Annotated in this window: 12 protein-coding genes and 1 pseudogene; 5 read left to right on the top strand and 8 right to left on the bottom strand. The window is 57.9% G+C overall.

Going from position 1 to position 12,485, the window contains the following annotated elements; translation table 11 throughout:
- Positions 1-224: 224 nt before the first annotated feature.
- Together DK871_RS02595 and DK871_RS02600 are read left to right on the top strand one after the other, a co-directional pair.
- On the top strand, positions 225-1,136 hold the full coding sequence (locus DK871_RS02595; RefSeq protein ID WP_116667687.1) for a hypothetical protein: 912 nt from the start codon (positions 225-227) through the stop codon (positions 1,134-1,136).
- A gap of 7 nt (positions 1,137-1,143) precedes the next feature.
- A complete protein-coding gene (locus DK871_RS02600) occupies positions 1,144-2,505 on the top strand; it encodes a hypothetical protein (RefSeq protein ID WP_105228832.1) in 1,362 nt (453 codons plus the stop codon).
- 131 nt (positions 2,506-2,636) lie between these two features.
- Here DK871_RS02600 and DK871_RS02605 read toward each other — a convergent pair.
- Both DK871_RS02605 and DK871_RS29585 read right to left on the bottom strand, forming a co-directional pair.
- Positions 2,637-2,753: pseudogene (locus tag DK871_RS02605) on the bottom strand (IS5/IS1182 family transposase); the annotation flags it as partial.
- Entirely contained in the window at positions 2,735-2,821 is an 87-nt protein-coding gene (locus DK871_RS29585; protein WP_371921555.1) for a DEAD/DEAH box helicase family protein, read from the bottom strand. The gene DK871_RS29585 and the pseudogene DK871_RS02605, both read right to left, overlap by 19 nt.
- A gap of 272 nt (positions 2,822-3,093) precedes the next feature.
- Here DK871_RS29585 and DK871_RS02615 point away from each other — a divergent pair, with 272 nt between their 5' ends.
- Positions 3,094-4,074 (top strand): toll/interleukin-1 receptor domain-containing protein, encoded by a 981-nt coding sequence (locus DK871_RS02615; RefSeq protein WP_161903881.1) that lies wholly within the window; start codon positions 3,094-3,096, stop codon positions 4,072-4,074.
- Positions 4,075-4,600: 526 nt separating this feature from the next.
- Here the strand turns inward: DK871_RS02615 and DK871_RS02620 are convergent.
- The 4 genes from DK871_RS02620 to DK871_RS02635 form a co-directional block, all read right to left on the bottom strand.
- Positions 4,601-5,503: a transporter substrate-binding domain-containing protein gene (locus tag DK871_RS02620; RefSeq protein ID WP_161903882.1), complete on the bottom strand. Its 903-nt coding sequence runs from the start codon at positions 5,501-5,503 to the stop codon at positions 4,601-4,603.
- Between the two features lie 25 nt (positions 5,504-5,528).
- Positions 5,529-5,879, bottom strand: a complete 351-nt coding sequence (locus DK871_RS02625) for a RidA family protein (protein WP_161903883.1) — start codon at positions 5,877-5,879, stop codon at positions 5,529-5,531.
- 10 nt (positions 5,880-5,889) lie between these two features.
- A complete protein-coding gene (locus DK871_RS02630) occupies positions 5,890-7,131 on the bottom strand; it encodes a D-amino acid dehydrogenase (protein WP_161903884.1) in 1,242 nt (413 codons plus the stop codon).
- A gap of 120 nt (positions 7,132-7,251) precedes the next feature.
- Positions 7,252-8,493 carry a D-amino acid dehydrogenase gene (locus tag DK871_RS02635; protein ID WP_161903885.1) on the bottom strand — a complete coding sequence of 414 codons (1,242 nt, stop codon included), beginning with the start codon at positions 8,491-8,493 and terminating at the stop codon, positions 7,252-7,254.
- 104 nt (positions 8,494-8,597) lie between these two features.
- On the opposite strand from DK871_RS02635, the gene DK871_RS02640 reads away from it, so the two are divergent.
- Complete coding sequence (locus tag DK871_RS02640) at positions 8,598-9,521, top strand: LysR family transcriptional regulator (RefSeq protein ID WP_161903886.1); 924 nt, start codon at positions 8,598-8,600, stop codon at positions 9,519-9,521.
- Here the strand turns inward: DK871_RS02640 and DK871_RS02645 are convergent.
- Entirely contained in the window at positions 9,502-10,119 is a 618-nt protein-coding gene (locus tag DK871_RS02645; RefSeq protein WP_161903887.1) for a hemolysin III family protein, read from the bottom strand. The two genes, DK871_RS02640 and DK871_RS02645, sit on opposite strands and share 20 nt — an antisense overlap.
- A gap of 145 nt (positions 10,120-10,264) precedes the next feature.
- On the opposite strand from DK871_RS02645, the gene DK871_RS02650 reads away from it, so the two are divergent.
- Entirely contained in the window at positions 10,265-11,179 is a 915-nt protein-coding gene (locus tag DK871_RS02650) for a LysR substrate-binding domain-containing protein (protein WP_161903888.1), read from the top strand.
- A gap of 538 nt (positions 11,180-11,717) precedes the next feature.
- Here DK871_RS02650 and madM read toward each other — a convergent pair.
- Positions 11,718-12,482 (bottom strand): malonate transporter subunit MadM, encoded by a 765-nt coding sequence (gene madM, locus DK871_RS02655; RefSeq protein WP_032897715.1) that lies wholly within the window; start codon positions 12,480-12,482, stop codon positions 11,718-11,720.
- Positions 12,483-12,485 lie beyond the last annotated feature (3 nt).

A 12,485-nucleotide genomic window follows, 5' to 3' on the forward strand; every position in this document is an offset into this window, starting at 1 on the left:
CTCTTGGCGCAACAGCCTCGACCAAGAGTGACCGCAAAGGGGCAACGCTCTGTAATCTGTTGGAAGCAGATCTGGCACATTTTGTCAGTAGGGCACGTGAGGGATTTCTGACCTTCCTTGTCGAAGAAACGGACTTCGGCATGCTGATTACTATCCGACGAATATTTATGGTTCATCTCGAGCCTTCGGCTTGAGATGAACATCCGTCAGGACATGATTTGCATATGAACCCTCGCTTGACTGGCAATGAAATCGCCAAAATTCAAACGCTCCTGAATGAACATGTCCAGAAAAAGGGCCCTAGCATCTTAGGAGCTCAACTGGGCCAGTGCATCAGGCGTGCGATTTCGCCAAAATCCATCAAGTTTATCGGCAATCTTCGGAGCCTCGTGGATAACGAGCTTCGAGAGCTGCTGTCTTTCGTTGAGGCGCTACCCTCCGATTCCCTGTACTTGGTTTCCGGTCCTGGTCAGGGCCCTATCACATTCAACCCCGAATTTGTGCCTGCTGCAGGCGCGAAGCTCTGGGAAAGCTTCTCGAACCCGACGATAGATTGCCTGGTTGGCGTTGACTCGGCTGGTGTGACTTACGTCACGACGTCTGCTAAGCCGTTTGGTGCCGATTTTACACTGCTCAGAAAGATGACCTCGGATGAGTTTTACGACCTCGCCCAGGTTTTTGCTAATGAGCAGAAGGATATTCCACTTCAAGCGGCGCTGTACGAGGCGCTCGATCATCCCAACTTCTATTCGAAGTGGATCGCTGCTCTGCGAGCACATCGCTCCACGGCCAACTTCCTACGAACTTGGGAGATCAAGCGCACTGAGTTGGTGATAGCGCGGCTACAGGAGGAGCTTGAAAGGGCTGGCCTGGGAACTGCTCGGGCGGTTGTTATCGCCAACGATATTCGTCCCAAGCCTGCTCGGTCGGTCGCCAAACCAGCCGCAGTGCCCGCACCAAAGACTGCTCGCCAGCCTGAAGCGCCTACGGCGGTACCAGGAGCTGAGTCGAACGATCTTGAGGAACTGCGCGCGGTAATGCACCGGGCGATTGATAAGATGTCCCTCGCTGACCTCAAAGACATTCGCGTTCCTGCAGGTTTGCTGCTCGAAATTTTCCAAGAGCAAGCGGACTGAATGATTCATGCGGCCATTGTTGATTATTTCTGAAGCCCGACAAGCTAATCAGATCTCAGAAGTTATCCGCAGGTATGGTCATCCTCAGGCCATAAGCCGCTTCATTCGTCGCATCGAGGTGGATCTCAATCTTGAGGTTAACCCTCAGCACTTCCACTACGAAATCATGAAGGTGTTGCAAGACCAGATGCCTGCTGGAGCACGGCAGGGCTACCTGATCTGCGCTACGCATGACATCGAAAGGGAGTTGAGGCTCAAGGGGTTTCTCAAAACCCAGCAGGCAGAATTCCAGCTTTACAATGCGCAGGAACTCGCGAAGGTTTTTCCTGCCGGTGGGCAAGCTAAACCACAGTTGGCAAAGATCATTGCCAATTGTGGTTTGTCGATTGATGCCGCAGCGCTCAGCATCATTTCCAACTGGACTCACTCGCTGATCGACATCAATGCGCTAACCGCGTGGAAAGGTCAGTTCGGTCGTCTAGGAAAGCTCTCTTGGTTGGCTGACGCGATCCTGGCGAGGGTGGCATTGATGACCGCGCCAGAATTGGGTGAGATTTTCATGAACTCCCCAGTGATGGACGCTGAGATCGCTGCATTTAACAAGGATCGTCGCGGCGCGGTCAAAAGCGGAGACATCCTGGCGAATCTGTTGAATAAGAGGCGTCCAGATCTAGAGCTACTTGATTCACCTGCCGATGCCATTGCGAAATTTCCGAATGGCAATGTAGTGGTGGTTGAGGACGGGCTGTGGAGTGGTACTGAGCTCATCGGTGTGTTTGACAGTCTCCTTGGCCGGCGGGCTGGTCGAGAAAAGACCAAGCCACTCGACGATCCTAGCCTTCTGAAGGGGGTGTCGCTTACTCTGGTCTTCGGCATGAGTACTGACTATGGCGAAGCCATGGTAAGGCGCTACCTGCAGGACGAAGGCCTCAACAATATCTCCATATTCAGTGCTAGCCCATTGGAGTTGGCATCGCCGACACTGCTGACGAAAATCGGTGACCCGGCGTTCCCGATTGACGGGCTGCGTGCGAACGGGCCCATGGCCGGCGACATTAATCCATTCCTGATCAGCAGCTTGTCTTCCGCGCTTACACCTGATCAGTGCGAAAATGCTCGCTTGTTCTGCAATTCGCTAGGTCGTCAATTATGGGTCAATTATCTCACTCAAATGAAGACCCTGAAGGACTGGGACATGTGGCCTGACGAGAAGCTGGATAACTGTGCCCTGGGTATGCATGGTCTGGGGCTGACTCACGCATTCGGCCACTCTGTGCCAAAAGCCAGCCTTCCATTACTGTGGGGCAGTGGCCCTGTTCAGTGGGGTGGCAAAACGATTGAGTGGAAGCCGCTTTTCAAGAACGCCTAGGTTGATTGCCTAGCGTAGCCTCAAGCCCTCATGGCTTCCCCGCTGGCATATGCCAGATCTTGTGCACTGCTGAAGTAGAGATCCCGAGCTTCCAAGATGTCTCCTTCCGAGGACGCCCTGAGCTTTGTACCTTAGGCTCTGTACGAAGAGAGATGTCGCAAACACCGCATGGAACGGGCCAGTGAGACCATGGCTGCATAGCTTTTCGCGAGCTTGTCGAAGCGGGTCACTAGCCGGCGGTTCTCTTTCGCCACGTATCTGCAGGCGCGTGGTGGCCCTCATCGATGATGATGAAGTCGAAGAAATCGGGCGACACGTGCTGGGTTATCGGGGTTGTTATCTGCGAGACAGATATCAGGACATCAAGGAGCAGCGCAAATTTCAAGAGCGGATCTCCGACTCTCTGCTGGAGCACTACTCCAGAGAGGCGGTGGCCGTTTTATTTTTCATGACGAGATCAGGAAATTTCAAACGTGCAGAGACTAAGTGGGTGGATTGGTTTCCCTTCATTGATGCTCGTTCCACTGCCGTCAATCCAGCAAGGTGGCCTGGTTGCTGCCCCCCTCAATACATCCCAAAGAGTAAAAAATGACAGAAGTCGAAAACCGCGGCTCGATCTTCATCTCCTACGCATGGGGCAATGGATTAAAAAACAAGGAATGGGTACGTCAGCGCATCGTCAGCAGTTTGGACTGGAACCACGACGTATTTTGGGATCGAGACAGCATTGCCTATGGCGAATCGATCGACGGCGTTATTGCCCAGGCGCTGACCAAACGTCCGATACTGATCCTCTGCCTATGCGATCAGGATTATGTAAGGGCCGCTCACCAAGAGGGCTCAGGCCTCTATCGCGAGCTGCAGATGCTGACCAAGATTGCCGACGAGCCTGGAGTACGGATCGTCCCGCTCATTCTTGAAAGCGGATGCATCGACAAACTTCCTGAGCCTTTGGCTGGTCGGCTATACCTGAATCTGCAGCCATTACACCAACTGAACATCGATATCGGAATGGCCTTAATGAGTGCTGCCGAAGGGATGACACCGGCAAAGGTACAAAAAGGCATCAACGCCCAACTGGCCGCCTTCAAATTACGCCAGCGTGCGCTGAACTTCCTGCGCAAGCGCCCAGTGACGATCTGGGGCAATGGCCGCACTCACGAGGTGATGGTTTATCGAGAAGATGCAGCCCCCCAACTATTGCTCGCGCCGCAGTGGATGTGGGAAAGCGATAACTGGAACTACATGCTCAACGATGACGCTCCAACGTTCTGCCCAACCAAGGGGCGCTGGCACTGGGAGCTATCGTCCTCGTCAATCGATATGCGCCCGCTCGCCACTGCACTGTTGTCGGTTTTCTTTGAGCAACTCGCCGGCGAGAACGAACAAAGATTTCTAAACCAGGGAGGCATCGTCTTCGCCAACACGTTCTTCAGAACAGTCTTGATTACCGAGCCATTCACTTTCAACGCGGAAGATATCGTTGGCTTTCTGATGCGGCGCGATGAGGGTTACGAAGCATTGGAAATGCTATTGAACGCGGCAGATACGGATGTCGAAGTCGCTTAGCTATCAGCAGAAACTTTAAACGCAGAACAATAGGCCGTTTAGAGATCCCGTGAACGGCCGCCATCAATCAGCGCGATGCACCGCAATGCGCTCGCATTCGGGAAGGCTATAAAATATCCTTGCTTATGGATGTATCCAAACTGGTAGCTTTTGCACCGGCGTGGAGATAGTTGGGGCAAGAGCGTTTTGCTTACTTTGCCGCTTTTGCAAAGTGAGCCGCCGCTGAACACTAAGTGGCCGTTACCTAAATAACGGATATGTACGCGCTCCGATCCAACATCCTAGTTGGCTGCCAGGCCGTCTTCGCAGGCAAGCCAGCTCCCACATTTTGATCGCGGTGCGTCAGTTAGATCAGCGTCGGATGTCAGGCCGTCACGGGAGCAAGCTCCCTCGCCACAGGTCCAGCGTCGCCTCGAAGTTGTGTAGATACCTATGCTGCGATAGCGGTCTTTCAGTTGCAGATTAACTGCCTGAACCACCGCTACCGCAGGCAAGCCACACACAGTTTTATCGGGTTACCCCGGGCTTACTCCACCGGGTCACTCACCGGCTTGGCGATGATCGCCTTCAACTCGCGGGTCATCGGGAACTCCAGGTTCAAGCCCTTGGGCGGAATCGGCTGCTCGAACCAGCGCTGGTAAATCCCGTTGATTTCCCCCGAGCGGTACAGATCCCCCAGGGTTTCGTTGACCACCGCGAGAAACTGCGGGTCATCCTTGCGCACCATGCAGCTGTAGATCTCCCGTGACTGTTCCTTGCCTACCACCACCCAATGATGCGGGTCCCTGGCCTTGGCGCGCTCGCCGTAGAGCAACGCGTCGTCCATATAGAACGCTACGGCCCGGCCAGTCTCGAGCATCTTGAACGCTTCGCCATGGTCCTTGGCACTGATCACGAACATATTGGCTTTGTGTTCAGCGTTATAACTTTTGAGGAAGCGCTCATTGGTGGTGCCGGCGGTGGTCACCACATTCTTGCCCGCAAGGTCGGCGAAGCCTTTGATCCCGCTGTCCTTGGCCGTCAGCAACTGGCCCTTGACGTAGATAAACCCGTAGGAGAACGCCACCTGCTTCTGCCGTTCAGCCGTTACGCCGGTGGAGCCGCATTCCAAATCGACAGTGCCGTTCTGCACCAGCGGGATCCGGGTTTGGGACGTCACCAGGTTGTACTTCACCTTGAGGTCGCCCACTGCGGTTTTCTGCTGGATACGCTCGACAATCTTGTTTGCCAGGTCCACCGAGTAACCCATCGGTTGACCACTGTTATCCCCCACGTAGGAAAACGGCACCGACGCATCGCGATAGCCCAATGTGATGGACTTGGCGCTGGCGATCTTGCTCAAAGTGCCCTCCAGCGGCGCTTCGGTTGCATGGGCCTGTGCGCTCAACAAAAGCCCCAGCGCGCAGCCGGTCAACAGGATTGTTTTCATTGTTATTCTCCGTTGGTCTTTGAGGTTATTTACGTACTGCAATCACGCTGATTTCCACCAGCACACTCGGCCGCGCCAGCTCTGCTTGCAAGGTAGTGCGCGTGGGCGCCATGCCTGGCGTGAGCCATGCGGACCAGACTTCATTCATCGGTGCAAAACCGGTACCGATGTCCTTCAGGTAAATCATGGCGTTGAGTAAGTGGTCCTTATCGCTGCCCGCCTCGGCCAACAGCGTGTCGATCCTGGCAAGCACTTCGCGGGTCTGGGTAGCCACGTCCAAGCCGTCGCCCGGCACCTGGCCCGAAAGGAACACCAGGTCCTTGAACATCACGGCACCACTGAGTCGCTCGTTACTATTGATTCGGGTAATGGTCATGGCTGTATCCTCAAGCGGCGCGGGGCGTCAGGCCCTGCATATCAATGGAAGGGGTGCGCTGGTCAATCAACTCGGCCAGCAGTTGGCCGCTGCCGCAGGCCAAGGTAAAGCCAAGGGCACCGTGACCCAGGTTCAGCCACAGGTTGCGATAGCGACTGGCACCAATCAGCGGCACGCCCGTGGGCGTGGCCGGGCGCATGCCAGCCCATTCGAGCGCGTGCTGGTAGTCACCTGCCAGAGGAAATGTCTCTACGGCGTGGCGTTTAATCAGCGCCAGTCGAGAAGGTTCAAGGCCGCTATCGAACCCCACGATATCCACCATGGCCGCGACCCGAAGTTGCTCACCGAGGCGCGCGTAGACGATCTTGCGATCGTAGTCGGTGATGCTTACGTTCGGCGCCTTGTGTTGCGCCCCAATCGGTACGCTCAGGCTGTAGCCCTTGAGCGGATACACGGGCACCGATAACCCCGGCAGTGCCAACTCAGCACTGCGATAACCCGCCGCGAGCACCAACTGCTCGACCGGCATCACCTCGTCACCCAACTCGATGGCCTCTACCGCACCGCCAGCGTGGCGCAACCCCGTGACCTTGCGCCCCAGCATGAACCTGCACCGCCCCGACGCCTGAAGACGAGCCGCCAGTTGCTGGCAAAACGCGTGACAATCCCCCACCTCCTCGTTCGGCGTGTAGATGCCGCCGACAAAGCCACCGTCCGCCAATGCAGGCTCCAGGCGAGCGCACTCAATGGGCGACAGCACCTGTTGTTGCAGGAAACTTGTCACCTTGCTGCGGGCATGTTCGAACGTGCTGGCGCTACGGAACATCACCAGCTTGCCGTTACGCCGCCAGTCGAAGCCGTCCAGGCGATCATCCTCGCGCCACTGCTGCAACGTGCTCTGGCTTAGTGTGGCCAGCCGCAGAAGATGGGCACCGTTACGCCTGTTGACCGCCCCCCGGCACGCGCCGATAAAAGCCGCCATCCAGCGCCACTGCTGTGGGTCGAGACGAGGACGCAGCTTCAAGGGCGAGTCGCCGCGCAACAGCCAGCCTATCGCCTGCAGCGGCACACCGGAATCAGCCAGCGGTGCGACATACCGATAGGACAACTGCCCGCCATTGGCGAAGCTGGTCTCGCTGCCCAGAGTGTCGCGCGCATCGATTACCGTCACTTCATGGCCGGCTCGTACCAGCGCATAAGCACTCGCCAAGCCGATGACACCGCCGCCAATGATGCAAACCTGCCTGGCCATCCCAGCCCCCAGCTGTTGATTAAGAGGACTCAGCGTAGGGGCATCTGGCAGACAGCCGGAAATGAATAAAGAAAGGCAGCCCATAACCGAAGGTTATAGGCTTGAATTTGGGCATACAGGTCATGCCACTTTGGGAAGAAACGCCCGCGTATCAATAGACGTTGACTGTGCGTCAATCATTTCGGCCAATACTTGCCCACTGCCACACGCGAGGGTGAACCCCAGGGCACCATGGCCAAGGTTGAGCCAAAGATTGCGATAGGCCGTGGCGCCAATCAGCGGTAGGCCCGTGGGCGTAGCCGGCCGCATACCCGCCCATTCAATAGCGGCATCATAGTTCCCGGCCATAGGAAAAGTCTGGCGGGCCAGGCGTTTTATGACCGCCAGACGCTTGGGCGCCGGAGCACTGTTGAACCCGACGATGTCGACCATTGCCGCGATGCGCAATTGCTCACCGATACGGGCATAGACGGTACGGCGGTCATAGTCGGTAACATTGATGTTCAACGCCGTATGCTGGTCTTCGATCGGCACGGTAAGGCTATAGCCTTTGAGCGGATACAACGGCAAATGCAGGGCCGGCAAGCACAGGCTTTGGCTGTTATGTCCGGCGGCCAGTACCAGGTTATCCACCGGCAACACCTCATCCTGCAACTCAAGGGCTACCACCGAACCAAAGGCCTCGTGGATCTTCAATACCTTGCGCCCGAGCATGAATCGGCATCGTCCGGAGGCTTGGAGATGATCGGTCAGGCGCTGGCAAAACCCGTGGCAATCAGCCGCTTCTTCGGTAGGGTTGTAAATGCCACCGATGAACGTGCCCGGGCTCAATGAGGGCTCCAACCGCCGACAGTCCTCAGCCGACAATACTTGTTGCTGTAAAGGGTCGCTCAATTTACGGCGGGCCTGGGCAAAACTCTCGGAGGAGCGAAAGGTCAGCAGCTTGCCGTTACGCTGCCAGTTGAACCCTTCGAGCTTATCCTCATGACGCCAGCTTTCCAGCGTCTGCTGACTCAGGGCCGCCAAGCGCAGGAGGTGTTGAGAGTTGGTGTGGTTGACCGAGGAGCGGCAGGCGCCCAGGAAAGACGTCAGCCAGCGCCACTGCAGCGGGTCCATGCGAGGCCTGAGTTTAACCGGCGACTCGCCCCGCAGTAGCCAACCGAGCGCCTTGAGTGGCATGCCAGCATCCGCCAGTGGCGTGACATACCGATAGGAAAGTTGGCCCCCGTTGGCGAAGCTGGTGGCGCTCCCCAGGGTTTTCTGCCCCTCGATCAGCGTGACGTCCATTCCCGCACGCACCAGCGCGTACGCACTCGTCAGGCCAATGACGCCCCCACCGATGATACAAACCTGCTTTGCCACAGTGTCACCTCACACGTCACGAAACTAAATCGAGACTAAGGGTGAGTGACAACGCTTGAACAATGAATAAAAGTAAGACGTTTATAAATCAAGGTTATGGCTTTATGCGTCTACGTCATATCGAAATCTTCCAGGCGGTCCGACAGACCGGCTCCGTCAGCGGCGCCGCGCAGTTGCTGCACGTGTCGCAACCGGCCGTGACCAAAGTGCTGCAACACGCAGAAATGCAGCTGGGATTTCCCTTGTTTTTGCGCGTGCGCGGCAAATTACAACCCACGCCGGAAGCCCTGGCGCTCGAAGGCGAGGTCGAGAAAGTCACCGAGAGCTTGCAAGGCGTAAGGCGCCTGGCCAGAAGCTTGCGCCGCGAACCTGGGCAAAGCATACGCATTGGTGCGATCCCGGCCCTGGCACTTTCACTGCTGCCACCGGCGGTTCTGGAATGGACACGCGATTATCCGAACATGGCCTGCGAGCTGTCCAGCGACCACAGCAGTGAACTGGTGCAAAAGCTATTGGTACGCGAAATCGACCTGGCACTGACCCTCAATTTCTCCGGCCATCCAGGGTTGACCTCCCAAGTGCTGGCGAACGGCGCGTTGGTCGCGCTGGCGTCCAAGGGGTTCTGGCCCGAAACCGAGTTGAACCGGCCGTTGCCCTTGGCGGACTTGGCCGATGCGCCGTTGATTGGCCTGTCCAGCGCCGATCCGTTGGCGGCAAAGCTCGCCGGTTACCTGGAGAATGTCGAGCCCGCGCCTCGGGTAACGATCTCGGTACAGACCTACTCCTTGGCCCGCGCCATGGTGGAATCCGGTGCCGGCCTTGCCGTGATCGACCCTTTTACGGCCCTCGGCGCCTCAACGGCCACCACCTGTATCCGCCCGTTCACCCCGCCGCTGCCCATCACCCTCTACGCCCTGACCCGCGCCGGTGCGCCACCACCGCATATGTTCACTCACTTGCTGCAAATATTTGGCAGCCGGGCCCGCGAGTTGCTGGAGCTGCCAGCGCTCAAAGCACGTAATGCATGATCGCCACGAAATGCAGCAGGCTGCCGCCGATCACAAACAGATGCCAGATGCCATGGGAATGGCGCAAGCGATCCTCCAGGGCAAAAAAGATAATGCCTACGGTGTACAGCACCCCACCGGACGCCAACCAGATAAAACCGGCCGTGCCCAGCGCTGCCATCAGCGGCTTGACCGCCACCAGGACGATCCAGCCCATCACGGCGTAGATCACGATGGACAGAATCCGCGCCTCCGAGCGCGGCTTGATCTCCTGCAGGATGCCGATCACCGCCAGCCCCCAGACAATCCCGAACAGCGTCCAGCCCCACGGCCCGCGCAGGGTCACCAGGCAGAAGGGTGTATAGCTGCCGGCTATCAACAGGTAAATGGAAAAGTGATCGACCTTCTGCATGATCGCTTTTCGCCGGCCCCGCACGCTGTGGTACACCGTTGACGCGCTGTACAGCACCATCAGGGTAAAGCCATAAATCGCCACGCTGACGATCTTCCAGGGGCTGCCGTCCAGGCTCGCCACCACCAACATCCACACGGCGCCCATACAGGCCGCGACTGCACCGAGCAAATGGCTCCAGGCGTTGAATCGTTCCCCGTGGTACATCTGTCACTGACCTCCCGTAACCCTCAAGAACAGGCGGACAAGCGTCCAGCCTTGCGCATCAGAGTGCAAGCGGCACGTGACGTTCCGGCGACGACGGCGACGTTTACGGGCACAATCGAGCGCAATCGAACGAGAGCCGAAGGCCATGCTGATCGACGAAGAATTCACCCTCAAGAAGCTGGAGATCTTCCTGGCGTTCATGCGCACCGGCAACCTGGCCCGCGCCGCCGCCGAGCTGCAAACCAGCAATGTCAGTGTGCACCGCGCCATCCACTCCCTGGAAAGTGCCCTGCGCTGCCCGCTGTTCAAACACGAGGGGCGCAACCTTACCCCGCTGGAAAGCGCCTACGTGCTCGAAGAGCGTGCGCAGAAACTGGTGGCCGATGTGGTCGACAGCGTGCGCCTGACCCGCGAAGCCGCTGGTTTCTCGGCCGAACGTTTCAAGCTCGGCTCGCTGTATTCGCTGACGGTCAAGACCGTGCCGCAACTGATCATGGGCCTGAAAATCCGGCGCAGCGAACTCAATATCGACCTGATCCTGGGCTCCAACTTCGACCTGCTCTACAAGCTCAAGAACATGGAAGTGGACGCGATCCTCATCTCCCTCGACGAACACGCCCACGACCCCGACTGTGAGCAGATCGCGCTGTTCAACGATGACATCTTCCTCGCCACCCCGGCCGATTCGCCCCTGGACCGCCATCAGGAAATCGACCTGGCCGACGTGCGCGATGCCACCTTCATCACCCTCACCCAGGGCTTCGCCACGCATCAGGACGGCAACCGAGTGTTCCGTCAGGCAGGGTTCGAACCGAAGGTGGCGATGCAGGTGAACGATATCTTCACCTTGCTGAGCATGGTCAGTTCAGGGGTGGGTTATGCCCTGCTGCCAGGGCGGATCGCGGCGGTGTATGAGAACCGCGTGAAGCTGATACCGCTGCAGCCCAGGTATCGGTTACAGCAGCAGATCGGTGTGGTGTTTTTGAAAGCCAAAGAGCGCGATCCGAACTTGCTGGCGTTGTTGGCGGAGTGTCGGATGTATGCCAATCGCCAGGTTTGAGACCGCCATCGCACAACTTCGGCACGACGCTAAATCTGTGGCGAGGGAGCTTGCTCCCGTGACGATTAGACAGCCGACGCCAATCTACCAGACACCCTACGATCCACTGTGGGAGCTGGCTTGCCTGCGAAGACGGCCTAACAGTCAACACAGTTGGACCGGGTACATATCCGTTATTTAGGTAACGGCCACCTAGGGTTCCGCCCTGACGGCGGCTCACTTTTGAAAAGCGCAAAAGTAAGCAAAACGCTCTTGCCCCACCACTCGGCACCTCGCTTGGGCTCGGTGTGCCCGTAATCCGCCAGTGATTTGGGGGGCCGCCGCCACGCGCCATCCATGGCGCGGGGCGGCTAAACCGGCATCCTTGCCGGTTTACCCCCCAAATCCCTGTCGAATTCCGGCCAGCGTGGTTTGACGGGGCGCCTAAGATCAAGAGCAGATCAAGATCAAGAGCGGCTCGCTTCGCATCGTGGTTACCGTCTGCTGTTGCAACCCACAAAGTTGTGTAGATACCTATGCTGCGATGAGGCCCGACCTGTCAGCCCACCAACCCACGCATCAGCAAAAACAACAACGACGGCCCCAGCAAGCACCCCAGCGCCGTATAGAACGCCGCCGTCAAACACCCATAAGGCACCAGCTTCGGATCAGTCGCCGCCAAGCCGCCCGCCACGCCGCTGGAGGTGCCCATCAAGCCACCGAAGATCACCGCGCTGCGTGGATTGTTCAGCCCGATCAGCGGCGCCACGAACGGCGTCATCACCATCACCAGAATGGCCTTGATCAACCCCGCGGCAATGGACAGCGCCATCACCTCGGAGCTGGCCCCAATCGCCGCGCCGGTCACCGGGCCGACGATATAGGTCACGGCCCCGGCGCCGATGGTGGTGAGGCTCACCGCATCGGTGTACCCGAACGCCATCGCCACCCCTACCCCGGCAACGAACGACGAGCCCACGCCGACAAACAGCGCCAGCACACCCACGAAGCCGGCGCGTTTGAGCTCATCGACACTCACGCCAAACGCCGTGGCGACAATGGCAAAGTCCCGCAGCATCGCACCACCGAGCAGGCCGATGCCCGACAACAGCGGAATGTCCACCACCCCCTTGGAACCACCGGTAAACGCACCGCCCACATACGACAGCGCCAACCCCAGCAGAATGGCAATGGCCGAACCATGCAGGCGGCCCTTGGTGAAGGTATCGGAGATCCAATAGGACACCCACATGGTCAGGCCGATCACGGCAAAACCACTGATCAAGCCGTAGCCGGTGATCACTTTCATCATCGATTCGTACATGGC

It is taken from the genome of Pseudomonas sp. L13 (assembly GCF_009935965.1).
In the GTDB taxonomy this organism is placed as follows: domain Bacteria; phylum Pseudomonadota; class Gammaproteobacteria; order Pseudomonadales; family Pseudomonadaceae; genus Aquipseudomonas; species Aquipseudomonas lactis.